Source organism: Pseudonocardia parietis (assembly GCF_017876315.1).
Lineage (GTDB): Bacteria > Actinomycetota > Actinomycetes > Mycobacteriales > Pseudonocardiaceae > Pseudonocardia > Pseudonocardia parietis.
The window spans coordinates 299,333-324,163 of record NZ_JAGINU010000001.1; the positions used below are offsets into that span (position 1 = coordinate 299,333).

29 protein-coding genes, 1 tRNA gene and 2 pseudogenes are annotated in these 24,831 nt (G+C 72.4%); 17 read left to right on the forward strand and 15 right to left on the reverse strand.

Annotation, left to right across the window (positions count from 1 at the left end; translation table 11 throughout):
- Positions 1 to 39 precede the first annotated feature (39 nt).
- Genes JOF36_RS01440 through mftG form a run of 3 tightly spaced genes read right to left on the reverse strand, consistent with a single transcriptional unit; the run spans position 40 to position 2,512 of the window.
- Positions 40 to 537, reverse strand: a complete 498-nt coding sequence (locus tag JOF36_RS01440) for a GNAT family N-acetyltransferase (RefSeq protein WP_210024622.1) — start codon at positions 535 to 537, stop codon at positions 40 to 42.
- Entirely contained in the window at positions 534 to 995 is a 462-nt protein-coding gene (locus JOF36_RS01445; RefSeq protein ID WP_210024623.1) for an SRPBCC family protein, read from the reverse strand. The genes JOF36_RS01440 and JOF36_RS01445 overlap by 4 nt, the downstream gene beginning before the upstream one ends.
- Positions 996 to 1,015: 20 nt before the next feature.
- Complete coding sequence (gene mftG / locus JOF36_RS01450; protein ID WP_245350611.1) at positions 1,016 to 2,512, reverse strand: mycofactocin dehydrogenase MftG; 1,497 nt, start codon at positions 2,510 to 2,512, stop codon at positions 1,016 to 1,018.
- Positions 2,513 to 2,531: 19 nt separating this feature from the next.
- Here mftG and JOF36_RS01455 point away from each other — a divergent pair, with 19 nt between their 5' ends.
- Positions 2,532 to 3,788: a M18 family aminopeptidase gene (locus JOF36_RS01455; protein ID WP_210024624.1), complete on the forward strand. Its 1,257-nt coding sequence runs from the start codon at positions 2,532 to 2,534 to the stop codon at positions 3,786 to 3,788.
- Positions 3,789 to 3,819: 31 nt separating this feature from the next.
- Here JOF36_RS01455 and JOF36_RS01460 read toward each other — a convergent pair whose 3' ends face one another.
- Complete coding sequence (locus tag JOF36_RS01460) at positions 3,820 to 4,227, reverse strand: YccF domain-containing protein (RefSeq protein ID WP_210024625.1); 408 nt, start codon at positions 4,225 to 4,227, stop codon at positions 3,820 to 3,822.
- Positions 4,228 to 4,401: 174 nt separating this feature from the next.
- Between JOF36_RS01460 and JOF36_RS01465 the strand changes: the two genes are divergently transcribed.
- From JOF36_RS01465 to JOF36_RS01475, 3 genes are all read left to right on the forward strand, one after another.
- Positions 4,402 to 5,586, forward strand: coding sequence for an FAD-dependent monooxygenase (locus JOF36_RS01465; protein ID WP_245350612.1), 1,185 nt, complete (start codon positions 4,402 to 4,404; stop codon positions 5,584 to 5,586).
- A gap of 260 nt (positions 5,587 to 5,846) precedes the next feature.
- Positions 5,847 to 6,314 carry a DUF2975 domain-containing protein gene (locus JOF36_RS01470; RefSeq protein ID WP_210024626.1) on the forward strand — a complete coding sequence of 156 codons (468 nt, stop codon included), beginning with the start codon at positions 5,847 to 5,849 and terminating at the stop codon, positions 6,312 to 6,314.
- Positions 6,314 to 6,574, forward strand: a complete 261-nt coding sequence (locus JOF36_RS01475) for a helix-turn-helix domain-containing protein (RefSeq protein WP_210024627.1) — start codon at positions 6,314 to 6,316, stop codon at positions 6,572 to 6,574. The genes JOF36_RS01470 and JOF36_RS01475 overlap by 1 nt, the downstream gene beginning before the upstream one ends.
- A gap of 9 nt (positions 6,575 to 6,583) precedes the next feature.
- Here JOF36_RS01475 and JOF36_RS01480 read toward each other — a convergent pair whose 3' ends face one another.
- Positions 6,584 to 6,985: a pyridoxamine 5'-phosphate oxidase family protein gene (locus JOF36_RS01480; RefSeq protein WP_210024628.1), complete on the reverse strand. Its 402-nt coding sequence runs from the start codon at positions 6,983 to 6,985 to the stop codon at positions 6,584 to 6,586.
- 124 nt (positions 6,986 to 7,109) lie between these two features.
- On the opposite strand from JOF36_RS01480, the gene JOF36_RS01485 reads away from it, so the two are divergent.
- The 3 genes from JOF36_RS01485 (at position 7,110) to JOF36_RS01495 (ending at position 8,968) form a co-directional block, all read left to right on the forward strand.
- Positions 7,110 to 7,529, forward strand: a complete 420-nt coding sequence (locus tag JOF36_RS01485; protein WP_210024629.1) for a DUF6194 family protein — start codon at positions 7,110 to 7,112, stop codon at positions 7,527 to 7,529.
- A gap of 237 nt (positions 7,530 to 7,766) precedes the next feature.
- A complete protein-coding gene (locus tag JOF36_RS01490) occupies positions 7,767 to 8,393 on the forward strand; it encodes a hypothetical protein (protein ID WP_210024630.1) in 627 nt (208 codons plus the stop codon).
- A gap of 86 nt (positions 8,394 to 8,479) precedes the next feature.
- The gene (locus tag JOF36_RS01495; RefSeq protein WP_210024631.1) at positions 8,480 to 8,968 is read left to right on the forward strand and encodes a GNAT family N-acetyltransferase; all 489 of its coding nucleotides are present in this window, start codon (positions 8,480 to 8,482) and stop codon (positions 8,966 to 8,968) included.
- Between the two features lie 14 nt (positions 8,969 to 8,982).
- Here JOF36_RS01495 and JOF36_RS01500 read toward each other — a convergent pair whose 3' ends face one another.
- Together JOF36_RS01500 and JOF36_RS01505 are read right to left on the reverse strand one after the other, a co-directional pair.
- A complete protein-coding gene (locus JOF36_RS01500; RefSeq protein WP_210024632.1) occupies positions 8,983 to 9,144 on the reverse strand; it encodes a hypothetical protein in 162 nt (53 codons plus the stop codon).
- Between the two features lie 72 nt (positions 9,145 to 9,216).
- Positions 9,217 to 9,408, reverse strand: coding sequence for a hypothetical protein (locus JOF36_RS01505; RefSeq protein WP_210024633.1), 192 nt, complete (start codon positions 9,406 to 9,408; stop codon positions 9,217 to 9,219).
- A gap of 21 nt (positions 9,409 to 9,429) precedes the next feature.
- Here JOF36_RS01505 and JOF36_RS41300 point away from each other — a divergent pair.
- Positions 9,430 to 10,059: pseudogene (locus JOF36_RS41300) on the forward strand (imine reductase family protein); the annotation flags it as partial.
- Positions 10,060 to 10,149: 90 nt separating this feature from the next.
- Here the strand turns inward: JOF36_RS41300 and JOF36_RS01515 are convergent.
- The gene (locus JOF36_RS01515; protein WP_210036437.1) at positions 10,150 to 10,863 is read right to left on the reverse strand and encodes a class I SAM-dependent methyltransferase; all 714 of its coding nucleotides are present in this window, start codon (positions 10,861 to 10,863) and stop codon (positions 10,150 to 10,152) included.
- Between the two features lie 180 nt (positions 10,864 to 11,043).
- Here JOF36_RS01515 and JOF36_RS01520 point away from each other — a divergent pair.
- Together JOF36_RS01520 and JOF36_RS01525 are read left to right on the forward strand one after the other, a co-directional pair.
- Positions 11,044 to 11,832 (forward strand): annotated as a pseudogene (locus JOF36_RS01520) (AraC family transcriptional regulator); the annotation flags it as partial.
- Positions 11,833 to 11,949: 117 nt separating this feature from the next.
- On the forward strand, positions 11,950 to 12,561 hold the full coding sequence (locus JOF36_RS01525; RefSeq protein WP_210024634.1) for an SNARE-associated domain-containing protein: 612 nt from the start codon (positions 11,950 to 11,952) through the stop codon (positions 12,559 to 12,561).
- Positions 12,562 to 12,577: 16 nt separating this feature from the next.
- Here the strand turns inward: JOF36_RS01525 and JOF36_RS01530 are convergent, their stop codons facing one another.
- From JOF36_RS01530 to JOF36_RS01540, 3 genes are read right to left on the reverse strand one after another with little or no spacing between them, the layout of a single operon-like run.
- Positions 12,578 to 13,051: a MaoC family dehydratase gene (locus JOF36_RS01530; protein ID WP_210024635.1), complete on the reverse strand. Its 474-nt coding sequence runs from the start codon at positions 13,049 to 13,051 to the stop codon at positions 12,578 to 12,580.
- The gene (locus tag JOF36_RS01535; protein ID WP_210024636.1) at positions 13,051 to 14,496 is read right to left on the reverse strand and encodes an MFS transporter; all 1,446 of its coding nucleotides are present in this window, start codon (positions 14,494 to 14,496) and stop codon (positions 13,051 to 13,053) included. The genes JOF36_RS01530 and JOF36_RS01535 overlap by 1 nt, the downstream gene beginning before the upstream one ends.
- A gap of 37 nt (positions 14,497 to 14,533) precedes the next feature.
- Positions 14,534 to 15,358 carry a thioesterase family protein gene (locus tag JOF36_RS01540; protein ID WP_210024637.1) on the reverse strand — a complete coding sequence of 275 codons (825 nt, stop codon included), beginning with the start codon at positions 15,356 to 15,358 and terminating at the stop codon, positions 14,534 to 14,536.
- Positions 15,359 to 15,660: 302 nt separating this feature from the next.
- On the opposite strand from JOF36_RS01540, the gene JOF36_RS01545 reads away from it, so the two are divergent.
- The gene (locus JOF36_RS01545) at positions 15,661 to 16,302 is read left to right on the forward strand and encodes a TetR/AcrR family transcriptional regulator (RefSeq protein ID WP_307862164.1); all 642 of its coding nucleotides are present in this window, start codon (positions 15,661 to 15,663) and stop codon (positions 16,300 to 16,302) included.
- An 18-nt stretch (positions 16,303 to 16,320) separates the two neighbouring features.
- On the opposite strand, the gene JOF36_RS01550 is transcribed toward JOF36_RS01545, so the two are convergent.
- Positions 16,321 to 16,406 (reverse strand) — tRNA-Ser (locus JOF36_RS01550).
- 218 nt (positions 16,407 to 16,624) lie between these two features.
- Positions 16,625 to 18,538, reverse strand: coding sequence for a S9 family peptidase (locus tag JOF36_RS01555; protein ID WP_210024639.1), 1,914 nt, complete (start codon positions 18,536 to 18,538; stop codon positions 16,625 to 16,627).
- Between the two features lie 129 nt (positions 18,539 to 18,667).
- On the opposite strand from JOF36_RS01555, the gene JOF36_RS01560 reads away from it, so the two are divergent.
- Complete coding sequence (locus JOF36_RS01560) at positions 18,668 to 19,114, forward strand: hypothetical protein (protein ID WP_210024640.1); 447 nt, start codon at positions 18,668 to 18,670, stop codon at positions 19,112 to 19,114.
- Between the two features lie 240 nt (positions 19,115 to 19,354).
- Entirely contained in the window at positions 19,355 to 20,302 is a 948-nt protein-coding gene (gene ypfJ / locus JOF36_RS01565; RefSeq protein ID WP_210024641.1) for a KPN_02809 family neutral zinc metallopeptidase, read from the forward strand.
- Between the two features lie 28 nt (positions 20,303 to 20,330).
- Here ypfJ and JOF36_RS01570 read toward each other — a convergent pair whose 3' ends face one another.
- Complete coding sequence (locus JOF36_RS01570; protein ID WP_210024642.1) at positions 20,331 to 20,930, reverse strand: TetR/AcrR family transcriptional regulator; 600 nt, start codon at positions 20,928 to 20,930, stop codon at positions 20,331 to 20,333.
- Between the two features lie 86 nt (positions 20,931 to 21,016).
- On the opposite strand from JOF36_RS01570, the gene JOF36_RS01575 reads away from it, so the two are divergent.
- Positions 21,017 to 21,886 carry an alpha/beta fold hydrolase gene (locus JOF36_RS01575; protein WP_210024643.1) on the forward strand — a complete coding sequence of 290 codons (870 nt, stop codon included), beginning with the start codon at positions 21,017 to 21,019 and terminating at the stop codon, positions 21,884 to 21,886.
- Positions 21,883 to 22,500 carry a VC0807 family protein gene (locus JOF36_RS01580; protein ID WP_210024644.1) on the forward strand — a complete coding sequence of 206 codons (618 nt, stop codon included), beginning with the start codon at positions 21,883 to 21,885 and terminating at the stop codon, positions 22,498 to 22,500. The genes JOF36_RS01575 and JOF36_RS01580 overlap by 4 nt, the downstream gene beginning before the upstream one ends.
- Here the strand turns inward: JOF36_RS01580 and JOF36_RS01585 are convergent.
- On the reverse strand, positions 22,493 to 23,182 hold the full coding sequence (locus JOF36_RS01585; protein WP_210024645.1) for a GNAT family N-acetyltransferase: 690 nt from the start codon (positions 23,180 to 23,182) through the stop codon (positions 22,493 to 22,495). The genes JOF36_RS01580 and JOF36_RS01585 overlap by 8 nt on opposite strands.
- Before the next feature lie 54 nt (positions 23,183 to 23,236).
- Between JOF36_RS01585 and JOF36_RS01590 the strand changes: the two genes are divergently transcribed.
- Together JOF36_RS01590 and JOF36_RS01595 are read left to right on the forward strand one after the other, a co-directional pair.
- Complete coding sequence (locus tag JOF36_RS01590) at positions 23,237 to 24,229, forward strand: NAD(P)H-quinone oxidoreductase (RefSeq protein ID WP_210024646.1); 993 nt, start codon at positions 23,237 to 23,239, stop codon at positions 24,227 to 24,229.
- 34 nt (positions 24,230 to 24,263) lie between these two features.
- Positions 24,264 to 24,809 (forward strand): bacterial proteasome activator family protein, encoded by a 546-nt coding sequence (locus JOF36_RS01595; RefSeq protein ID WP_281071073.1) that lies wholly within the window; start codon positions 24,264 to 24,266, stop codon positions 24,807 to 24,809.
- Positions 24,810 to 24,831 lie beyond the last annotated feature (22 nt).

Below are 24,831 nucleotides of genomic sequence, written 5' to 3' on the forward strand. Positions count from 1 at the left end.
TGCTCACAGTGCTCACACGGCTCACAAGTCTCACAGGGCTCACATCAGGTCTCGCCGCATCGCCAGCCGCGGCCACGCGTCCAGGCCGCGGGCGATCTCGTCGTCCCGGATCGCCCGGAGCCCGGGGCCGGGCTCGATCAGCTCCCGGAACCCGAGCCGGGCCCAGTACGGCCCGTTCCACGGCACGTCCCGGTAGGTGGTCAGGGTCAGCGCGGGCAGCCGCCGGTCCCGCGCCCACCCGGCGAGGTGCTCGACCAGCCGCTCGCCGATCCGGCTGCCCCGCATCCGTGGCAGCACCGACACCTGCTCGATGTGCGCGCACCCGTCGACGATCTCGGTGATCAGGTATCCGGCCTGCGTGCCCCCGCGCTCGTCGACGAACGCCCGGCCGGCCGCGGCATAGGCGGCGAGCACGGCCGCGGGCGGCGGCTCGTCGTCGGCGACCACGTCCAGCCCGATCGCCCGGAACGGCTCCCCGGCCGCCCGCTCGATCTCCCGCATGACGGCGGCGTCGGCCGGCGTCGCCGTCCTGATCATGCGGGTGCGTCCTCGACGACCGCGCGGATGCGGTGCAGCGTCTCGGTCATGCCCCGCACGTTCGTCCGCCGCCGCGCCCACCCGGCGAGCGTCCAGTAGATCCGGGTCGCCACACCGTCCTGCAGCGTGAACGACTCGGTGACGTCGGTGCCGCCGCCGCTCGGGGTGAACCGGTAGTGCCAGTTGTTCAGGGTGCGGGTGCCCGTCCCCACCGCGAAGCCGAACTCGCGGCCCGGCTCGCACGCGGTGACCCGGCAGAGGGTCCAGTACGTCGGCCCGCGGCCGTTGCGCTTCACCCGCCCGCGGAACCGGGCTCCGAGGGCCGGTCCGGTCACACCGTCGAGCCACTCCGCATCGAGGGTCTCCGGGGAGAACCGGCCGGTGTTGCGCACGTCGGCGACCAGATCCCAGATCTCGTCCGCCGGTGCCCGCATGTGCACGGTGACCTCGTCGTGCATGGTTCCTCCTCGTCCGTGCCTCACGTCCCGACCAGGTCGGCCGCCCGTTCCCCGATCATGACGGCCGTCGCCGCCGGACCGCGCCGGGGTACCGACGGCAGGACCGAGGTGTCGGCGACCCGCAGGCCCGCCAGGCCGTGCACCCGCAGGTCCGGCCCGACGACGGCGTCCGGCCCGGTCCCCATCCCGGCGCTGCCGGACAGGTGCACCGACGTCGTCAGCCGGCTGTGCACCCACTCGTCGAGCCGGGTGTCGTTGCCGAGCTCCCAGCCGGCCGGCCCCCCGTCGTCGGGCCCGGCCCGGTCCCACCCGGCGACCCGCAGGATCTCCGCCGCGACCCGCACCGCGGCCCGTATCCGGTGCCGGTCCGACGTGCTGCGCAGGTAGCGGTAGTCCAGCCGCGGCGGGTCGGCGTGGTCCGGCGAGGTGATCGCGAGCATTCCGCGGCTGTCCGGGCGCTGCACTGCGCACATCAGGTGCGCGGGACCACCCGGTGCGAACGGGTGCGCGAACAGCAGGATCTCCAGGTCCCCCGCCGGGTCGGTGCCCGAGTCGAGATGCAACGACGCCTGTGCGGCGACGGCGTCGGCGTGCGGATCGGGCAGGCCGCTGCGCAACGGCAGGAACACCGCGGGATGGTCGGACCAGCCGCGCCCGACCCCGGGCAGCTCGTGCCGCACGGCGACGCCCGCGGCGCGCAATGTGTCCTCCGGGCCGATCCCGGAGCGCTGCAGCAGTGCCGGGCTCCCCACCGCCCCGGCGGCGACCACGACCTCGGCCGCATGCAGCTCGTCGTCGCCGATCCGCACGCCGTACACCCGGTCGCCGCGCAGCAGCAGCGAGTCGACGACCCGGCCGCCGTACACGGTCAGGGCGTCCTGCCACTCGCCGCCGCCCCACGGCGGGGGCAGGTAGGCGGTCGCCGAGCTCACCCGCCTGCCGTCGACGGCGTTGGACGGGACCGTCCCGGCGCCGGGCGCGGCGCCGCCGTTCTTGTCCGGCTCCGGCGGGTACCCGAGCGCGGCGCAGGCCTGCAGGAACGGGTCGGTGACCGGTGCGCGCAGGTGACCGGACGGCCGGGAGATCCGCAGTGGCCCGTCGCCACCGTGCACATCGGACGTGCAGAAGTCCAGGTCGCGCTCGAGCCGCCGGTAGTAGGGCAGGACGTCGTCGTACGACCAGCCGGGGACGGCCCAGTCGGCGAAGTCGGCGGGCACCGCGCGGACGAAGTAGCCGCCGTTGATCGCGCCGGATCCACCGAGCACCCGCCCGCGGGGCACGGTCCACTCGCGGCCCTGGCACAGGGTCGCGCGGTAGGCCCAGTTCAGGACGTGTCCGGGGGTGGTGGCGGCGAGCGAGGCGATCGGTGTGGAGTCCGGCGGGACGACGACGCTGCCCGCCTCCACCAGCGCCGTCCGGACACCGCGTGCGGCCAGCCGGCCCGCGAGCGCGCACCCGGCAGAACCCGCGCCGACCACCACCACGTCGTGGACGTCCGTCCTCGCACTGCCCGTCATTGCTGCCAGGATGCCCTACGTGACCGACGCTGCACGTGACCTCGCCTCGTTCCTGACCGCGAGCCCGTCTCCGTACCACGCGGTGGCCGAGGCCGTCCGCCGGCTGACCACGGCCGGGTTCGTCGAGCAGCCCGAGGACGGGCCCTGGGTCGAGGGCGCCGGCGGCCGCTACCTGGTGCGGGACGGCACGATCCTCGCCTGGTGGCAGCCGGAGACGCCCGGCGGACGGCCGCTGCGGGTCTTCGCCGCGCACACCGACTCCCCCGGGTTCAAGGTCAAGCCGAACCCGGACGTCGGTACGGCCGGCTGGCGGCAGCTCGGCGTCGAGGTCTACGGCGGCGCGCTGTGGAACTCCTGGCTCGACCGCGACCTCGGGCTGGCCGGCCGGCTGGCGCTGTACGACGGCCGGGTCGTCCCGGTGCGGGTGGACCGGCCGCTGCTGCGCATCCCGCAGCTCGCGATCCACCTCGACCGCGGCGTGAACCAGGGCCTGACCCTCGATCCGCAGCAGCACCTGCTGCCCGTCTGGGGTCTGGGCACGCCGGACGACGGCGCCCTGGCCGGGTTCCTGGCCGCCCTGGCCGACGTGGACCCGGACGAGATCGCCGCGCACGACCTGTTCACCCACGAGCTCACCCCGCCCGCCCTGCTGGGCCGCGACGACGAGCTGATGGCGGCGCCGCGACTGGACAACCTGGCGTCGGTGCACGCGGGGGTCAACGCGCTGATCGCCGCCGCCGAGCGGGACCCGGAGACCGTTCCGGTGTTCGTCGGGTTCGACCACGAGGAGGTCGGCTCGGACAGCGCCACGGGTGCGGCCGGGCCGCTGCTGGAGACCGTGCTGACCCGGCTCGCCGGCGGGTTCGAGGCCCGCCGCCCGGTGTTCTCCCGGTCCCGGTGCCTGTCGGTGGACGTCACGCACGCGGCGCACCCGAACCACCTGGACAAGCACGACCCGAACCACCTGTCGGTGCCGAACCGGGGCCCGACGCTCAAGGTCAACGCGGTGCAGCGCTACGCCACCGATGCTCCCGGGGCGGCTGCGTGGAAGCGCGCGTGCCGCACCGCGGACGTGCCGAACCAGGTGTTCGTCTCGAAGAACACGGTGCCCTGCGGCTCCACCGTCGGGCCGATCATGGCGACCCGGCTGGGGATCCGGACGATCGACGTCGGCATCCCGGTGCTGTCCATGCACTCGGCCCGGGAGCTGTGCGGGGTGCACGACCCGGGGCTGATGTTCCGGGCGGGCGTGGAGTTCCTCGCCGACCCGGAGTGAGCGCTCAGAGTGCTCGGGGTGCTCGGGGTGCTCAGGTCGCGATCCGGGACCCCGGCACGTAGGCGTCGGTGTCCACGATCTGCGAACCGAGCGGGAACAGCGACACCGGGATCAGCTTCAGGTTCGCCCAGGCCAGCGGCAGTCCGACGATCGTGATCGCCAGGGCGATCGCGGTACCGATGTGCCCGATCACGAGCCACCAGCCGAACAGGATGATCCAGATGACGTTGCCGATCGTGGACGCGGCGCCCGCCGTGGGGCGGCGCACCACGTCCCGGCCGAACGGCCACAGCGCGTAGACCCCGATCCGGAACGACGCGATGCCGAACGGGATGGTGACGATCAGCAGGCAGGCGACGATCCCGGCGGCCAGGTAGCCGAGGAACAGCCAGAAGCCCGAGAGCACGAGCCAGATGACGTTCAGGATCAACCGGAGCATGTCTCCAGGATGCCCGTCCTGCCCGGTTCGAACCCGGGGTTCACCCTGATGCCTCCCTGGTATCGCATCCGGGACCCGACACTGCACACCCGGCCGCCGCGAGCGTCGAGCCCGTGGGTGACCGAGAGGAAATCCGTCACGATCGCGACGCCGGATGCGTGTCAGGATCCGGGTATGGACGGATCGGTGGCCATCGTCGGAGCCGGGATCGGCGGGCTGACGCTGGCCCTCTCGCTGCATGCGCGCGGGGTTCCGGTGACCGTGTACGAGCGTGCGGCGGAGCTGCGCGAGGTGGGCGCCGCGGTGGCGCTGTCGGCGAACGGTCTGCGTCCGATCGACGAGCTGGGGCTGCTCGGCGAGCTCGAGGCCGTCGCCACCCAGCCGACCGAGCTGATCCACCGCGGCTGGCGCACCCACGACCGGGTCACCGCGTTCCCGGTGGGGCTCGACGGCTCCTATCGCGAGCGGTTCGGAGCGCCCTACCTCGGCATCCACCGGGCGGAGTTCCAGCGGGTCCTGTCCGGGGCCTGCCCGCCCGGGATGATCCGCCTGAGCAGCGAGGTCGTCTCGGCCGATCGCGACGGCACGCTCACCCTCGCCTCCGGTGAGACGGTCACCGCGTCGGTCGTCGTCGGTGCGGACGGCGTCCACTCGGGGCTGCGCAGCCTGGTCGACCCAGCCGCGGCGCCCGCCTACACCGGCACCTCGGGCTTCCGCGGGATCGTGCCGGTGAGCAGCCTGCCGTCGCTGCCGGACCCGGGCGCGATCCAGTTCTGGATGGGCCCCGACGCGCACCTGCTGCACTACGCCATCGGCCCGGACGGCGGGGACGTCAACTTCCTCGCCGTGCTGGAGGGTCCGGCACAGTGGGCCGCCGGTCCGGGGCCTGCCGAGGCCGAACCGGGCACCCTGGCACGGGCGTTCGCGGGCTGGGCACCCGCCGTGCGGGAGATGGTCGAGGCGGTACCGCAGTCGGCGCACTGGCCGCTGTACACGCTGCCGCCGCTCTCGCGGTGGACGGCGGGCCGCGTGGTGCTGCTCGGCGACGCCGCGCACACGATGCTCCCGCACCACGGCCAGGGCGCCAACCAGTCCATCGAGGACGCCGTCGTGCTGGCCGACCTGCTCGCCGCCTCCGACGACCACGTGCGCGCCTTCGCCCTGTACGAGCGGATCCGCCGGTACCGCACCCGGCAGGTGCAGCGCAGCTCGCTGGTCACCTCGGAGCTGCTGCACCTGCCCGACGGCCCGCGCTCCGCGGCCCGCGACGAGAAGCTGGCCGGCCTCGACCCGTGGCTGGCCTGGATCCACGGGACCGACCCCCGCGCCCAGACCCGCCCGGCCGTCGTCACCGCTTAGCTCGGCGGGAGCTCCTCGACGATGCTGGTACCGGCGCCGGGCCGGGACTCCCAGCACCAGTCCTCGTGCGAGCGGATCCGCCCGTCGGGAAGGACCTCGAGCCGGGCCGCCGCACCAACGGCATGATCGCCGGTTCGTGCAGGATCGGTGTCAGATCTGGCACCGATCCCCCACGACTCCGCGATCACGACGTCAGGCGCCGGCAGTCGCGCCTGACCTCATCTCTTGACAGTCGATGGGAATCTATCGAGAATCGATACATGCATCCGCTCGTCATCACCGGCTTGCGCGCGTCTCTCGCCGTCATCGCACTGGGAGCACTGGCCGCGCAGCTGTTGATCGTCGCCATCACCGGGGGCGCTCTCGTGCGCGGCGAGCTGCCCGGCCCGGGCGTGTTCCACTCGGCCGCCGCGATCGTCGTGATCGCCTGCCTGCAGGTCGCACTCGTCGCGATCTGGGTGCTGCTCTCGATGGTGCAGCGAGGTGCGATCTTCGACGAGCGGGCGTTCCGGTGGGTCCGGGTGATCGCGGTCGCCGGCCTGGTCGCCGCGGTGATCGTCGGGGTCGTGTGCGCACACATCGGCGAGCTCGACGACGCTCCCGGCCTGATCCTGGTCGGCGGGGGGATCGGGCTCGTCGGGGTCGCGTTCGCCCTGCTGATGACGGTGATGCTCGGCCTGCTGCGCAACGCGACCGTGCTGCGCCACGAGCTCGAGGAGGTCGTCTGATGGCGATCGTCGTCGATCTCGACGTCGCCCTCGCCCGCCGGAAGATGTCCGTCGGGGAGTTCGCCGAGGCCGTCGGGCTGAGTCCGGCGAACGTCGCCGTCCTGAAGAACGGACGAGCCAAGGCCGTCCGGTTCACGACGCTCGACGCCGTGTGCCGGGTGCTCGACTGCCAGCCCGGCGACATCCTGCGCTGGGTGCCCGACGACGAGCCCGTACCCGACGACCGAACCAGCGACGCCCGGACGGGTTCGGCATCGTGAACGGGTCGCTCACCAACCCCAGGTGCGGGTCGGGGTGATCCGCAGCAGCGTGTGGAACTCGGCGTCGAACCTCACCCGGTCGTACCCCATCGTCGCGAGATCGGCCTCGTACTTCGCCAGATAACCGGGGAACGACGACGGCGCGGCCTCCTCCACGGTCGCCGTCCCGTCCACGACCCGGACGCTCGCCGCCGCGGGGTCACTCGTGAATGTGACGACGACCTGCGGGTTCTTCCGGACGTGCCGCACCTTGGCCGCGGTCGCCTCGCTGAAGACGAGCAGGTCGCCGTCGTCGTACAGGAACCAGACGGGCCGGGTCGTGGGGCGACCGGACGGGGTCACCGTCCCGAGCCACAGCACCAGGTCGGCCGCATGTTCGGTGAGGGCACTGCGGACTGCGTCATCGGTCATGCCGTCGGACGCTAAATGCTGGAGTTCGGTTCAGGTCAACGACCATCAGCGGCGCCTACCATTTGTAGTGATTCACATCACTTGATTCGCACATTCGTTCGTGAAATCGTGCTCTCTTGGCGACATGGATTTCGACGAGATCGTCACAGTGCTCGGTCGCTACCCGGACACCCGCCTGATCGAGGCGAACGGGGACGTCTTCGCGATCCACGATCCCGACTTCGAGGAACGCCCGCGGCAGAGCTGGGCCACCGTCGTCAACTCCGATGTGAACGACTCCGCGTCCGACCTGGCACGGCCCGGCGTCTACCGGCTGAACATCGGCCTGCCCACGGGCCGGTACCGGGAGCTCTTCCCCGCCGATGCCGAGCACGACGCGACGGCGCTCGACGTGCTGTTCCCGCACCCGGTCTACGCCTCGTACCACTGGGTGTCGGTCCTCAACCCGGACCGGACGTGGCCGTCGACACGAGGGCTGCTCGACGAGGCGCACGCGTTCGCCGTCCGGAAGCACCGGAACGCCGCGGAGCGACGTCGCTCCTGAGCCCCGGCGCCGTGCAGGTCGTCGCCCTGCTCCTTCAGCGGACTCGGCGTTCGACGCCCACCTGCTCGACGAGTTCGAGATACGCCTCACGGTCGCCCAGGGACCAGTGCACGGTGCTCCACGGGGAATGGGACACGGCGGTGCGTGATCGGGTTCCGAGCCGGTCGTCGACGGCCGGCCGGTACGTCGCAGAAAATAGCTGTGAACCTAAGGTTCACAGCTGCTACCATCATCGGCGTGAACCACAAGTTGACAGAGATGACGGATGCGCGACTGTCCGAGGTCACCGCGGTGGCCGACCCAGGCCCCAAGCCCGACGACCGGCCCGCCGAACAGGCGCGCCGGCACCGCGCCCTGACCGGGGTGCGCGCGGCACTCGACGTCGAGGTCGAGGTCACCGCCGACGCGGCCGCAGCCACCGCGAGCCGGGCGGAGACGGCTGCCTGGCTCGGCGCGAGCCTGGCCGACCTGGCCGCCGTCACCGGACACTCCCGCCAGGCCGCCCGCAAGCGCTGGCCGGCACTCGGCCCGATCGCCCGGCGACGTCGCTGGCTCGGCCACCACGTCGACGAACTGCTGTGGGCAGCCGATCTCGTGCTGGCGAACGCGCCGGCGCTGCCCGCGACGCTCACCGAGGGCCTCGCCGACCAGGTCGCCGCCGTCCGCGCCGAGCTCGAGGGCGACACCGGTGGCGACCCGACGGCGCGCTGGCGGATGCTCGACGATCTGGTCGACCGGCGGCTACGGGCGGTCGCGGCCGCCGGGGACCCCGGCGACGAGCAGGCGGAGTTCGCCCGGCACGGGACCGCGGGCGTCGTCGCCTACTACGACCACGCCACCCGGCGTGACGACAGCGACGAGTGACCACACCTTCGTCGGGAGGCGGCCGGCCGCCTCCCGACGTCCGTCCGGCCGGGCCTCGAGCCGCATGTCCCGGATACGGTGCGCCCATGCCCGTGATCAGGCCGTATGCGGACGAGTACCGGCGCGCCATACTCGATCTCTCGCTTCGGGCCTGGGAGCCGGTCTTCCCCCGGACCCGCGAGGCGGTGCCGCGCTTCGTGTACGACGCGTTCTATCCCGACGGATGGGAGCAACGGCAGCTCGCCGACCTGACCGCCGTCCTCGACGGCGAGCCACGGAACATCGACGTGGCGCTCGTGACCGGGGTCGTCGCGGGATGGGTCTGCACCAGGCTCCACCGCGAGGACGACATGGGCGAGATCTACGTTCTCGCGGTCGATCCGGACCACCAGCGCCACGGCGTCGGGACGGCCCTCACCGCGCGTTCCTTCGAACGTGTCCGGGCCGCCGGGCTACGCATGGTGATGGTCGAGACCGGCGACGATCCCGGCCATGCCCCGGCACGTGCCACCTACGAGGCGATCGGTTTCGAACGGTGGCCCGTCGCCCGCTACTTCAAGGACCTGACCACGTAGAGGTCGGCCCGGGCTCAGTGGCGGCCGCCGCCCTTGCCCCCGCCGAACTTCCTCATCATCTCCTGCGCCTTTGCCCGGTGCTTCGGGTCCTGCGCGAGGCGCTTCGCTTGCTCGGTGTACTTCCTGCCCTGCGGGCTGCGCAGGAACGCGGACACCTTCTGGATCAGGCCGGCCATGGTTCTCCTCCATCGTGTCGGGCGTGCTCACCAGCGTACGGACGTGCAACCCTGAACGATGACGACGGCGTCCTACGCGTGCGAGGTCTCGGAGACATCGACCATCTCGGAGCCTTCGCGGTGGGTCCGCTCGAGCCCCCATTCACCCAGCGGCCCGAGCGCCTGGTTGAGCGTCCGCCCGTGTTCGGTCAGGTTGCCGCTGACCACGTCGAGCGCAGCGTCGATACCGCAGATGTAGGGCCCGTTCCTCGGCGCTCTGGCCACAGCTGACTCCCCGACGAATTGGTGAGTACCGCCCGCACCCTCCTTGCCGCCGGACACCCGGTCACCGTCTGGAACCGCACTGCAGGCCGGGCCGACGACCTCGTCGCCGAGGGTGCGCTACGTGCCGCGACGCCGGCAGCGGCGGTCACGGCGAGCGACCTGGCGATCCTCAGCCTCACCGACTATCAGGCGATGTACGACATCCTCGGTTCCGCCACCGGCTCGCTCGCCGGCCGGACGCTGGTCAACCTGAGCTCGGACACTCCCGACCGGACCCGTGCGGCGGCGACCTGGACTCAGGGTCATGGCGCCGGATTCCTCGCCGGCGGCGTCATGACTCCGGCGCCGATGGTCGGCACGGAAGCGGCCTACGTCTACTACAGCGGCCCCGCCGACGTTCTCGATCGCCGCCGGACGACGCTGGAACCGATCGGCACACCGAAGTACCTGGGCGAGGACGCGGGCCTCGCCCAACTGATGTACCAGGCCCAGCTCGACGTCTTCCTCAGCACCCTGTCCGCGCTGATGCACGCGACGGCGATGATGGGCAGTACGGGAATGAAGGCCCGAGAGGTGCTGCCGGAGCTGCTCGCCCTCACCGACTCCATCGGCGACATGCTGCGAGCCGGCGAGCAGGTGCCCCCGGGTGCCGCGCTGGACACCGGGCAGCACCCCGGCGACCTCAGCACGGCGACAACTGGACCCGCATCATCGACGGCATCCGCGACCCGCGCTGACGGTCTACCGCTCGGCCCGGTGATAGGTCACCGCACCCATCCGGGTCCGCCGGTGCCCGACGATCGACGACGCGCCGAACCCGGCCTCGGCCAGCAGGTCCGGCACCGGCCGGGCGGCGCCGTGTCCGTGGCCGTGTCCGTGGCCGTGGCCGTCCCCCTGGCCATGACCGTGGCCCTGGCCTTGGCCCTCGCCGGGTGCGCCGTGCCGGAGCAGCGCGGACAGCACCTTGTTCAGCGGCGCCATCGGCCCGGACACGCGCGGGTCGGCGTCCAGGTCGACCAGGTGCAGGCTGCCTCCCGGCGCGAGCACCCGGTGGGTCTCGCGCAATGCCACCACCTGCTCGTCCGCGGGGAGGTGGTGCAGCATGAGCGAGGACAGGACCCGGTCGACGCTGCCGTCGGCGTAGGGAAGCTCGGCGGCGTAGCCGTGGTCGAGCTGCAGCGGGAGACCCTCGGCAGCGGCCTTGCGGCGCGCCAGGGCGAGTGCGTCGGGGTCCGGGTCGAGCCCGATCACCGTCGCCGTCGGCACCGCCTGCTTCGCCCGCAGGATCACGTTCCCGGTGCCACAGCCGATCTCCAGCACGGTCGAGCCGGGCTGGATCCCCGCCTGTGCCACGAGCGGCCAGTAGATCGCGGTCGTGCCCATCAGCCGGGCGAAGCCGTCGTAGCCGGGCAGGAACCGCGGGTTGACGAGTGCGGGCAGGTAGTCGGTACTCAAGACCCCTCCATGGTACGAAAGTCGTGTGCTGTACCCAGCATTCGACGTCGTCGACCTGCTTGCAATGGAGGATGTGCGGTCATGACGGGACGTTCTTCGGATGTCCCCCTGCTCGGCTTCGCGCACTCGCCGGTCCCGATCGCCGTCCGGCACTGGACCGACGGGGCGGCGCACGGCGCACGGCCGGTCCACGGCGTGCACGCGCACGACTTCCTGCTCCTGCTCTACGTCGTGTCCGGCCGCTGGGTGCGCCATGTCGACGGTCGTGAGTGGGAGCTCGGCTCGGGCGACGCGTTCGTCGTCGCGCCGGGCGCGGTGGTCGGCGCCGAGGACGACGGGGCCGGGCCCTCGACGGCCGACGGCGAGGGCTGGACGGTCGTCTTCCCGGTGGAGGCCGTCGACCCGGGTGCCGCCGCACCGCTGGCGTCCTGGCGCGGTCACCCGCTGCTGGCACCGTTCGTCGGCCGCCACCGCGGCGGCGGGCAGCGGCTGCCGGTCCCGCCCGCGGACCGGCCGGACTGGACCGCAAGGCTCACCGCGCTGGAGGCTGAGCTGACCGGCCGTCGCGACGGCTACGCCGACGCCGCCCGGGCCCACCTCACCCTGTTGCTGGTCGCGCTCGGCCGGCTCCAGGACGACGTCCCGGCCGAGGCCGCCGATCCGCAGCTGGCCGCGGTGTTCGAGCTGATCGAGGCCCGGTTCCGCGAGCCGATCTCGCTGCGCGACGTCGCGGCCGGCCTCGGCCTCACCCCCGGTCACCTCACGACCGTCGTCGGTCGCGAGACCGGGCGCACGGTCCAGCAGTGGATCACCGAGCGCCGGCTGCGGGAGGCCCGGCGACTGCTCGTCGACACCGATCTGACGATCACCGAGATCGGCTCCCGGGTCGGGTACCGCGACGCCGGCTATTTCGTCCGGCGCTTCCGGGCGGCGCACGGAACGAGCCCGGCCGCCTGGCGCGCGGGCTGACCGGCGCCGCTCCGGGGTCTCGCCACGGCTACTGTCGATGAATGGAAGATCACGTCGGCCCGCGCGACGGGCACCTGATCGTGCCCGCGCACCGCCGGTGAGGCGGAGCCGTCGCCCGTGATCGCGGACGTGCTGTTCTCCGTGGCCGGCTCGCTGGGGCCGGGCGTGCTGGTCGTCGCCGCCCTCGTCCTGGTCGCGGAGTCCGGCCTGCTGATCGGTGTGGTCCTTCCCGGAATCAGCGTGACCGTCGGGCTCGGGGTCCTGGCCGGGACCGGAGTGGTGCCGGCCCCGGCAGGCGGTGCCGCCGCCGTCGCGGCAGCGGTGGCCGGCCCCAGCCTCGGCTACTGGCGGGCCCGCCGGCACGGCATCGCGGGGCTGCGGGAGGACGGCCGGGTTCCGGCCCCGGTACGCCGGATCCTGGCGCTCGCACAGGACCGGCCGGGGCTCGCCGTGCTCGTCGGGCAGTGGTTCGCGGTGGCCCGGACGTTGGTGCCGCGGCTCGCGGGCCACACCCTGACCTACCCCCGCTTCGCCGCGCTCAGCGTGCCGGTGGCGGCCGGATGGGCGCTCGCGACGTTCGGGCTCGGCCTGCTGCTCGTCACCGGCTCGACGGCGGCGGCGCGCGTCGTGTCCGCCCAGCAGACGCTGGCGAGCCTGCTGCTGGCCGGGCTGGTCGGCGTTCTGCTGTGGACGGTCGTGCGGTCGATCAGGCGCGCGCGCCGAGCGTGAGGTCGCCGTCGGGGTGTCAGGAGGAGCTCGGGCGCTGCCACGCCAGGAGGCGTGCGGTGGTGGCCTGCCGCACCTCGTCGTGCTGGTTGAGTGTCTGTTGCTCGACGACGACCCAGGCCTGCTCCGGGCGTGACCGCGACCGCCTGATCTCCTTGATGGCGAGTTCCACGCGCAGCACGTCGCCCGCCCTGGTCGCGGTCGGCCAGGCGATGTCGCCACCACCGCCGACGATGCCCGTGGCGATCGGCGGACCGCTGGTGACCACCAGTCGCATGGTGATCGCGGCGGTGTGCCAGCCGCTGGCGACGAGGCCGTCGAAGAACGTTCCCCGGGCGGCCTCGGCGTCGGTGTGGAAGGGCTGCGGGTCGAAGTCGCGGGCGAACGCGATGATCGCCTCGGTGGTCAGCTCGTAGGTGTCGGTGGTGTAAGCGGCGCCCTCGACGAGATCGTCGAGCCACACACCGTCGCGGGTCGGCTTCGGAGCGGTCATCACGAGCTTCCTTTGGTTCTGGGGCCTTCGAGGGCGTACGCGGGCGGGCCGGCGGACAGGGTGGCACCCCGCCGTTCGACGACGGTGAGGGCGGCGGCGAGGACGGCGGCGACCGCCGCGGACGCGGCCAGCAGCACCCAGCCGGCACGCAACGCGTCGAGTTCCTCGGGGCGGCCGGTGGTGTGGGTCCCGATCACCGAGACGAGCAGCGCGACGCCGAGCACCGAGCCGACCTGCCTGGCGGTGTTGATCAACGACGAGCCGGATCCCCACTGGTGCGCGGGCAGGGCCGAGCCGACCAGGGCGGACAGGGTCGGGAGGATGAGGCCCACCCCGAGGCCGGTCAGCAGCTGGCCGGGGAGCATGCCGGCCCAGTAGTCCTGTTCGGTTCCCAGCCGCAGCAACCACCAGGCCGGTCCCGACGCGAACGCCACCGCGCCGACCAGGGCGACCGGACCGGATCCGAACCGTGCCGCCAGTCGGGCGCTGAACCGCGAGACGACGACGACCACGAGCGGGCCGGGGGCCATGCCGAGGCCGGCCAGGAGTTCCGGCCAGCCCCACGTACCGGTCAGGAACAGCACGTTGACCACGAGCATCCCGGCGAACGACGTGGTGAACGCCGCCATGGTCAGCGCCGCGGTCGCGACCACCGGGACCCGCAGGACGTCCAACTCCAGCGCCGGGACCGGGTGCCGACGCGAGCGTCGGACCACCCAGGCCAGCCCGACGACCGTCAGCACCGCCCCGGACACCACCGGAACCGACACCCAGCCGTCGTCCGGGGCGCGGACCAGCGCGTATGCCAGCGCCCCGACCCCGACGACGAGCCCGCCCGCCCCGAGGACGTCCGGGACCCCGGTCCGTGCGGTTCCCGGCTCCGCGAGCACGCGGATGCCGACCAGCAACGCGATGACGCCGACCGGGACGTTGACCAGGAACACCCAGTGCCAGGACAGCTCGACCAGGAGACCGCCCACCGGCGGTCCCAGTGCGGCGGCGACGGCGCCGATGGAGGCCCAGGCCCCGACGGCGTGCGAACGCCGCTCCGCCGGGTAGGCCGCGAGCAGCAACGTGAGCGAGGTCGGCATCACCAGGGCGGCACCGAGTGCCTGGACCGCCCTGGCGGCGACGAGTGTCCAGACCGACGGAGCCAGCGCACAGAGCGCGGAGGCCACCGTGAACACGCCCAGCCCCAGCAGGAACAACCTGCGGTGGCCGAACCGGTCGGCCAGGCGTCCGGCGAGGGCCAGGAACGCGGCGAAGACGACCGTGTAGCCGTTGAGGACCCAGGACAGCTGATCGAGGTCCGAGCCCGGGAAGTACGTCCGGATCGCCGGGAAGGCGATGTTGACGATGAAGAGGTCGAGGCTGGACAGGAACGCGGCGGCCGAGGTGACCACCAGGACCATCGTCGGCGACGACGACCGTGCGGAGGCGGACATGCGGTGTCCTTCCTGGACTACCGATCCGGGTGGCGGGTCAGGGGTACCGGATGCCCGCGAGCTGGCTGCCCTGCGCGACCAGCCGTCCGGAGCTGTCGTGGATCCAGCAGGTCTCGTCGACCCGGCCACCGTCGATGACGGCCGAGCTGCACCGCACGTGCACCGGCCCCGGGGTCGGGAGTGCGCGCACGTAGATGTTCATCGAGATCGTGGGCACCCAGCCGGTCGTGGCGACGGTGAACGCTGCCGGCGGCAACGCGTCGACCGCGTAGAGCAGCCCACAGTCGTCGAACGGATCATCCCCGGGCAGCGTGATGCGGCCGGCGATCTCGCCCCGGCCGGACGGGGCTCCGGTCGCGAACCCGGCGGTGCCGTGGTCGAGATCGATCGTGACCTCGTCCATGATCGGTGCCCGGGTGCCGTCCGGGGTGACCGATGCGACCCGTACCGCATCCCGGCTGGGCGCGGGCGGGGCCGGTGCGTCCGGAGCATTCCAGCCGGACGGGGTGCCCGGCTCATCGAGCCGCCCCGTCACCAGCAAGGACTCCACGCAGGCGTCGCCGTCCTGGGACAGCTGCGCACGCACATGGGTGGCGGAGCGTCCGGAGCGCAGGACCTCGGTCCGCAGCTGGACCGGGCCCGGTGCGGGAGGCCGCAGGTACTGCACCGACGCGGACAGCGTGTGCGGCCGTTCCGACGCCGCGACCGCGGCCCGCCCGATGATCGCCAGCAGGTAGCCCCCGTTGGGTCGCCCCGCGATCGTCCACCGGGGATCCAAGCTCGCCCGCCAGCCGCCGTCCCCGGCCGGTTGCACCGCGGTCACGTCGGCGAAGGACCCCTGGACCAGTGGGGCCGCCGTCACGACGACACCCGCGGGACCGCTCTACCCGGAACGGACCCGGATGGGCACGGGGACACACCGTGGCGGTGCCGTGCGTCGAGGGACATCACGCTGAGGCCTCACAAGTCGTTCTCGAGGGTTGGGCCGGGTGCTGTGGCACCAGGAGCCAATACGGACCGATCGGTCCGAGATAACCGGACGTCGGTGCCGCGCGTCAAGCGGGTAACACGCGACCTGCTGGTTGACCCTGGTCGATGGCTCAGGTATCAACGAGTTCCAGTAGCGGACCGAGTGGTCCGCCACTCGACAGGTCGGGAGGAATCGTGGCTCGGACTGCGATCCCGGACGGCCGCGACCGGATCCTGGACGTCGCGGCACGACTGTTCTACGAGCAGGGGATCCGCGCCGTCGGGATGAAACAGATCATCGACGAGGCCGGCTCCGGGAAGAGCCTGCTGTACGGCCACTTCGCCACCAAGGACGACCTGGTCGAGGCCTATCTCGAACGGGCGGCGACCCGGTTGGGGCGCTCGTCCGCGCGGGTGTTGCAGGCCGCGGGCGACGATCCGGGTGAGCGCATCGTGGCCCTGGTGACCGAGGCCGGCCGCCGGATCCTGCGGCCCGGTGGCCGTGGATGTCCCTTCCGCAACTACCTCGTCGAGTTCCCCGACGGCGACGAGGTAGTTGCGGAAGGGACCGGGTCCGGGCCGGCGGCCCGCGCGCGCCGGACGCTGAAGGAGTCCCACTCGGTTCTCGATCGATCGGCGAAGGAGCTCGCCGGTCCCGTCGCCGGTGCGGTGCTGGCCGAACAGATCGGCCTGATCATGGACGGTCTCTTCGCCCGGGCGTCCTACCGGGCGCGGGGCGACGACGAGCCGCCGGTGAGCGCGGTTCTCGCCGCGGTGGAGCTGGCCCGCACGCTGGTCGCGCAGCACCGGGCGTCCGGAGATGAATCGGGCCGGTAGTACAGAGCCGCTGACCTGTGGCGGAAGCGGGGGGATTCGAACCCCCGGTCCTTTCGGACGCCCGCTTTCAAGGCGGGTGCATTCGGCCGCTCTGCCACGCTTCCGCTGGGAGGGTACCGCCCCCTCTTGAGCCCCAGATCCACCCAGGCCGACCGGTACCTGGACGCACCGCTGTGCCACCGCACGACACTGCGGTGGGACCTACCCGGCCGTCCCTGGGGAGGTCAGCCTGCGGTTCGACGAGAACGCCCGGCTCGACACGTCCGGTGTGGACGACCTGCGCGGCTCCGGCGGCAGCCGGATCGGCCGGACGCTCGTGGGCTCACCGGCCGTCGAGCACGGCTGACCGGGCCGTCCCGGTGCGGACCGTGTCGTCGCGCCCACCCAGGTGGCGGGCGAGGAAGGCCTCCGCCGCGCGGTACATGTCGATCTGGTTCTCCGGGTTCACGAACCCGTGCCCCTCGTCATCCTTGACCATGTACTCGACGTCGACGCCGCGGGCACGCAGCGACGCGACGATGTTGTCGGACTCGGCCTGCACCACCCGGACGTCGTTGGCGCCCTGGACCACCATCAACGGTGTGCGGATCTCGTCCACCCGGCTGATCGGTGAGCGGGCCAGCATGTCGGCCTCCTGTACCGGGTCCGCCGGATCGCCGACGTAGGCGTACCAGTTGTTGGCCATCATCGCCCGCACCGCGGGCGGCATCGTGCGCATGAAGTTCGCCAGGTCCGAGATGCCGCAGTAGTCGATGGCCGCGGCGAACACGTCCGGGGTGAACGTGACGGCCACCAGCGCGGCGTAGCCGCCGTAGGAGCCCCCGTAGATCCCCACCCGGTCCCGATCGGCGTACCCCTGCTCGACGGCCCAGTTCACGGCATCGATCAGATCGTCGTGCATGGCGCCGGCGAACTCACCGATCGCGGCCCTCGTGTGGGCCTTGCCGTAGCCGGACGACCCGCGGAAGTTGACCTGCAGCACCGCGTACCCGCGGTTGGCCAGCAGCTGCACGAACGGATCGAACGTCCAGATGTCGCGCACCCACGGGCCGCCGTGCACGTTGAGAACAAGCGGCAAACCGGTCGGCTCGACCCCGACCGGCAACGTCAGGTAGCCGGGCAGGCTCAGCCCGTCCCGCGCCGGGATCGTCACCGGCACCATCGGCGCCATCACCTCCGGATCGAGGTGCGGATGCGAGCGGAACAGCTGCCGCGCCTCCCCCGTGGAGTGGTCGTAGAACCAGGTGACACCCGGGTCGCGGTCGTGGTTGAAGGCGACGACCCACCGCTGCCCCTCATCGTCCGACGACATCGCGGCGACGTCGCCGCCGGACAGTGTCCCCACCTTCTCCAGCACCTCGGCGAAGTGCGGGTCCAGTGCCCGGATGACCTGTCGCTCCCCGAGATAGCGCACCCCACGCAGCTCGCCCGTGCGCGGGTGCGTGATCAGCGACGGGTAGGGGGCGGGCGCCAGATCGAGAGTCGGGTGGTTGTCGACCTCGGTCTCCACCCCGGTGGCCAGGTCGAGCCTGACCAGGCGGGTCCGGTCGGTGTCCCGGTTGGACCCGATCCACACGCCGGTCCCGTCCGGCGTGAGCTGCAACGGGGAGATGCTCAACGGGTAGTCGGACCCGTCGAACACCACGATCGGGCTCAGTGCCCCGGTCGTGGCGTCCCACCGCGACAGCTCGATGTCCCCCTCGGCCGTCAACGTCTGGCCGTGGAGCTCGCCGTCCGGCGCACACAGCCAGGTGATCACCTGCCCGGGGTTCCGGGCCAGCAGCGTGAGTTCCCCGGTGGCGATGTCGACCTCGTGCAGATCGATCTCGCCGACGGTACGGGTGTTGAGCTGCACGATCGCCTTCCCCGGCCGCCCGACGGGCAGCTCGAGTCCCCAGGTGCGCACCCCGGGGAACGGCGTGAGGTCGACCGCGGGCGAGCCCGGATCGTTCAGGTCGATCCGATAGACGTGCCAGTTCTCGTCGCCGCCGGAGTCCTGCAGGTAGAGCAGCCAGCGCGGGTCGTCGGTCCAGTGGAAGCCGGCCACGCTGCGGGTCTCGTCGGCGGTCACGCACCGCGCGTCGTCCTCGGAGTCGATGCCGCGCACCCACACGTTGAGCCGGTTGCGCCACGGCGCCAGATAGGCGATCCGGGTTCCGTCCGGTGAGATCTCCGCACCGGTGCGCTCGGGCGGGGCGAAGAGTTCCTCGACGGTGATGAGTTCCGGAAGCGCCATGACTGCCCTCTCGAACGAAGTGCCTTATGACCCCAGCAGACACCTGGCCGTAGCGGCACACTCAAGGCGACGACAGATGACGCTCGTCACAGGACGAACCCCGGAATTCCGGCGTCTACAGTGGCCGCCATGTGGGATTTGACGCCCGATTTTCACGGGCTCGCCGCGGATATGCCCTGCGAGGAGAAGCTTCTGCCGGCGCTCGGACAGATGTCCTGGGCCGCCACTCGCCTCTACACCGACATCCAAGCCGTACTCGAAGAACTCCGCAGCCCCGAATCGCAGCCGTCTCGACACCTGTCACTCGTGGGCGCTGTACACGAGCTGGAGTCCGCTGCTGAGGGAACGGCCTTGGCCGAGTGGTGCCGGTTGGTCGGGGCAAACGCAGTTTCCGCGCACGAAGCAGTCGTCCACGAGATCGTCCACGGCACGCCACTCGACGACATGTCCGGCGTTGCACGACCTCCCCAGCGGCCGCCATACGGGCACAACGAGATCGTCGAGGTCACCGGCCGACTGGTCAACGCTACGAATACGCTTCCGCGCGAGGCTGCTCGTGGCGAGGTTGCGAAGTGAATAGGCACTCAACGTTCGAACCCGAGATGGCTCGGACGTAGCCGTCAACCGGGTTTGATCCAGCCCTGCTCCACAATCCCGTCTCGGACGGGCCGAGGCCCTGGGGCCTGACCGGGTCTACATCACTCCCGATAACCGGCTGACATCAAAGCACCCGGGCCAACCGGCGCCCGGACGCCCCGCTGTGCCACCGCGCGGCGCTGTGGTGGGATCTCCCCGATCATCTCTGGGGAGGTCAGCGTGCGGTTCGACGAGAACGCCCGGCTCGACACGTCCGGTGTGGACGACCTGCGAGGCTCCGGCGGCGGCCGGATCGGCGGGCGGGGCGGCGGGGTCGGGGGCCGGGTCGCCGGCGCCGGTGGTGGGCTCGGCGTCGTCGGTCTGATCATCTACCTGCTGCTGTCGAACTTCGCCGGTGTGGACATGGGCGGGATGGCGGCCGGTGGCGGCTACCCGAGCCTGAACCAGGTCGGCGCGGGCCAGACCGCGGACAACGCGTCGCTGGAGCAGAACTGCGCGACCGGCGCGTCGGCGAACAACTCGACGGACTGCCGGATGGTCGCCGTCGTCAACTCGCTGGACGACTTCTGGGCGGCCCAGTTCTCGTCGGGCTTCGCGCGGCCGCGGACGAACTTCTTCTCCGGCGGGGTCAGCACCGACGGCTGCGGGTCGGCGACCTCGGACAGCGGGCCGTTCTACTGCCCGGCCGACTCGGAGATCTACATCGACCTCTCGTTCTTCCAGGACCTGCAGACCCGCTTCGGCGCCGAGGGCGGGCCGTTCGCGCAGTCGTACGTGATGGCCCACGAGTACGGCCACCACATCCAGAACCTGCTCGGCACGAACCGCCGGGTCGGCAACGAGACCGGCCCGACCTCCGGCTCGGTGCGGCTCGAGCTGCAGGCCGACTGCTACGCGGGCGTCTGGGCACACCACGCGACGACCGTGCCCGGGGACTCCGGGCGCCCGCTGATCACCGACCTCACCCCGGCCGACATCGACGCGGCGCTGGACACCGCCGCGAAGATCGGCGACGACCACATCCAGACCCATCTGGGCGGCGGGCGCGTCGACGAGTCCCAGTTCTCGCACGGCAGCTCCGCCCAGCGGGAGCGGTGGTTCACCACCGGCCTGGACACCGGCGACGCCAACGCCTGCGACACGTTCGCCGCCCGCGACCTGGACTGAGCCCCGAACGCCTCCGGATGGACGCCGGTCACCCCTGCCGCGGAGCCAGCCGAGCCAGCTGGTGGTCGAGGACCGCGGCGGCCGATCCCTCGTCGTGGTCGCCGAGCAGGACCGCCTCCGCCAGCCCGCCGACGAGCGCGATCAGCACGGTGGCCTCGCGTTCCGCGTCGAGGTCCACCAGCTCGCCGGCCTCGCGGGCCGCGACGAGCCGCTCGGCGACGGCCTGCCGGATCAGCCGGTTCCCCTCCCGGTAGGTCGCGCGCATCTCCTGGTCGGCCAGGGCCCGGATCAGGAAGGCCGAGCCGACACGGGCGTCGGTGCGGCCGTCGTCGTCGAGGGGCAGCAGCGCCCTCAGCAGCCCCCGGACCTCCGCCAGCGGGGTCCGGGGCCGGGCCGACGCCAGGTGCGCGCGGATCCGTTCGTCGATCCGCAGCTGCAGCTGCTGCGCGGCGAAGAAGAGCAGCTCGTCGCGGCAGGTGAAGTAGTGCTGCACCCGCCCCTTGGAGACGCCGGCCTCCTGCGCGACCCTGGCGAGGCTGACCGCCTCCAGCCCCTCCGCCGCCGCCACCCGCCAGAGCGCCTCGGCGATCTCGCCGCGACGCTGCCCGTGATCGACCACCCTCGGCACGTCCACCTCCGTTGCAATCCAATCGGCTTGCAAAACCACCCGCAAGTTTTTACAGTCCGATCGTATCGTCTAGCGAGGGGGACATCATGCGGGTCGGACACTTCACCGGACCGGAAGCGCGGTCGGAGTACCTGCGCGCCTACGACGAGGCGGTCGCGACGCTGCCCGGGCCGAGCGCGACCGACGTCGGCACGCCGTACGGCACGGTCCGCGTCATCACCTGCGACGGACCGCCGGACGCGGTCCCGCTGGTACTGCTGCCCGGCGCCGGCGCACCCGGCGCCAGCTGGTCGGCCGTGGTGCCGTACCTCGTCGACCGGCGGCCGGTGCACCTTCTCGACCCGCTCGGCGGCCCCGGCGCGAGCCGGCAGGAGGTGCCGCTGCGGTCGATGGCCGACGCCGCGCGGTGGTTGCGCGGAGTGGTCGACGGGCTGGGCCTGACCGCGTTCCACCTGGCCGGGATGTCGATGGGCGGCCGGACGGCGTTCGAGTTCGCCCGGCGTAGTCCCGCCGGTCTGCGGTCGCTGACGCTCGCGGACCCGCCGAACACGCTGGACCGGATCCCGATGCGCACGGCCGTCATCGCCGTGGGTGCGTCGCCGGGCGCGCCGCGGCCGCTGCGGGAGCTGTTCCTCCGGACGGTCGCCGGCGGCCCGATCCCGGACGACGACCCGATCGCCCGGGTGATCGCGCTCGGGCTGTCGTCGTTCGCCTCGGCCCAGCCGCACCCGTCGCTGCCCTCGGCGGCCGACCTGCGGTCGGTGCACACGCCCACGCTGAGCCTGCTCGCCGGCCGCAGCACGATCCTCGACGCCGGGCGCGCCCGGGATCGGGCGGCGCTGCTGCCCCGCGGGACCGCCGAGGTGTGGCCGGAGGCGACGCACTCGCTGGCCCTCGAGGACCCGGCGCGGACGGCGGAGCGGATGCTCGCCCACGCCGCGGACGCCGAGCGGTGAACCGCCGCGAGCTGCTCCTGACCGTCGCCGCGGATCTCGTCGCCCCGCTCGTCGTGTTCTACGGGCTGCGCGCCGCGGGGGTCTCGGCCGTCCCGGCGCTGCTGGCCGGGGCCGCGATCCCGGCCGCCCGCGCGCTGTACGTGCTGGTGCGGCACCGGCGCGCGGAGTGGTTCGCCGTACTGGCACTGGTGCTGTGCGTGGCGAGCGCGGCGACGACGCTGGTCAGCGGGGACGCCCGGGCGCTGCTCGCCCGCGACGGGCTGGTCACCGCGGCGCTCGGAGTGACGCTGCTGGTCACGGTGCCGACCGCGCGGCCAGCGCTGTACGCACTCGGTCGGCTGGCCGTGACCGAGGCCGGGCACGACGCCGGCGCGTGGGACCGACGCTGGACGACCTCGGCCCGGTTCCGCGGGATCTGGCGGTGGCTGACGGTGTGGTGGGCGCTCGGCCTGTTCGCCGACGCGGCGCTGCGCGTGGTGACCGCGTGGACGCTGCCGCTCGACGTCGTCCCGGCGGTGCACGCCGTGCAGTGGTTCGTGGTGCTCGCGGTGCTGCTGGTCGGCGGGCAGGTCTGGATGCGCCTGCCCCGGCACCGCGAACTGGTCTTCAGCTGAGCAGGGGCGGGTCCGCGGCGAGGAAGCCGGCGAGGTCGTCGGTCCAGCCCTCGACCCGCAGCCCCCACACCGGCCGGACGAACGTCTCGGGGGTCACCAGCACCCGGTGCTGGACCTCGCGCACGCCGCGGGGCGCGTTCAGCGTGGTGCCGTCGGACCGGTAGCCGAGCCGGGCGGACACCCCGGCCGAGGCCGGGTTCCCGTCGACGTAGTCCGACCGGGCCGTCGTCGCGCCGAGCCGGTCGAACGCGAACGCCAGCACCGCGGCACGCATCTCGGTGCCGAACCCGCGGGCCTGGAAGCGCCGTCCGAGGTAGGAGCCGGTGTGCACCTCGCGCAGGACGCCGAACCGGTCGGCGGTCAGGCTCTGCAGCCCGATCACGTCACCGTCGTACCGCACGACCAGATGCAGCGCCCACGACTCCGGTGAGCACCGGGCCCGCTCCGACCAGAGGTACTGGGCCACGCCCCGGCCCAGGTACCGCGGATCGGCGTCGGTCCACGGCACCGCGAACGGCATCTCCGACGCCGGGTGGACGCCCTCGCCGTGCAGCATCACGACGAGCTCGCGCAGCGACCCGTCGTCGTCCGGGCGCAGTTCGAGCCGGGGGGTGCGCAGCACGAGCCCGTGCGGGGGCCACGGATCGGGCACCGGGTCGATCGGCGCGGGCAACCAGCTCACGGCCCGACCCTGCCGGATCGCTTCCGGCGGCGCGACGCAATACGGTCTCCGGTCATGAAGGCGATCACCTTGGCGGAGTACGGCGGTCCGGAACAGATGGCCTGGGAGGAGGTCCCGGACCCGACGCCGGGTCCTGGCGAGGTCGTGCTCGACGTCGTCGCGTCCGCGGTCAACCGCGCCGACCTTCTCCAGGTGCAGGGCAACTACCCGGTGCCGCCCGGCGCCTCGCAGATCCTCGGGCTGGAGTGCTCGGGCCGGATCTCCGCGCTGGGCGAGGGCGTCACGGGCTGGGCGGTCGGCGACGAGGTCTGCGCGCTGCTGGCCGGCGGCGGCTACGCGCAGAAGGTCGCCGTCCCCGCGGCCCAGCTGCTCCCGGTCCCGGACGGCGTGTCGGTCGAGGTGGCGGGAGGACTGCCCGAGGTTGCGTGCACGGTGTGGTCGAACGTGTTCATGGAGGGTCGCCTCGCCGAGGGCGAGACGTTCCTGATCCAGGGCGGGTCGTCCGGCATCGGGACGCACGCGATCCAGGTCGCGAAGGCGCTCGGTGCCCGGGTCGCCGCGACCGCCGGGCACGACGACCGGCTGCGGTTCTGCCGTGAGCTCGGCGCGGACATCGTCATCGACTACCACGACGACATCGCCGAGGAGCTGAAGAAGGCCACCGACGGCCACGGCGCCGACGTCATCCTCGACAACATGGGCGCCAAGGGCCTGAAGAACAACCTGTCCGCCCTCGCCAAGGACGGGCGTCTGATGATCATCGGCATGCAGGGCGGGGTGAAGGCCGAGCTCAACATCGGTGCGTTGCTCGCCAAGCGGGGGCACGTCTCGGCGATGGGCCTGCGCGGACGCCCGGTGGAGGGGCCGAACTCGAAGGCCGAGATCGTCGAGCAGGTCCGGTCGCGGGTGTGGCCGCTCTTCCCCACCGGACAGGTCCGCCCGATCGTGTTCGAGCAGTACTCGATGGCCGACGCCGCGGACGCGCACCGGCGGCTGGCCGAGGGCGGCGTCGTCGGGAAGCTGCTGCTGGTGAACCCGGACGCCTGATCCCCGCGGCCGACCCCTGCCCTCCGGGGCCAGAATGAGTCGCATGAGCGACGAGCAGGAGACCCCCGACGAGCGGATCATGGTGGTCGGCGCCGACGGCCGCCCGGTGGGGATGGCGCGCGTACCGCAGGACGACGACGAGGCCGAGCAGCAGAGCCCGGCGAGCATGGTCGAGCAGCCGGCCAAGGTCATGCGGATCGGCACGATGATCAAGCAGCTGCTGGAGGAGGTGAAGGCGGCCCCGCTGGACGAGGCCTCCCGCAGCCGGCTGAAGGAGATCCACGAGAACTCGGTCAAGGAACTGGAGGAGGGCCTGGCCCCGGAGCTGCGCGAGGAGCTGGACCGGCTGAGCCTGCCGTTCACCGCCGACGAGATCCCGTCGGAGGGCGAGCTGCGCATCGCGCAGGCCCAGCTGGTGGGCTGGTTGGAGGGTCTGTTCCACGGCATCCAGACGGCGCTGTTCGCCCAGCAGATGGCCGCCCGCGCGCAGCTGGAGCAGATGCGCCGCGGGCTCCCGCCCGGGAGCGAGCAGGGCGGGATGCCGGAAGGTCTGGGCCGGGGCACGGGGCAGTACCTCTGACCGTCCACGACCTGCGGTTTCG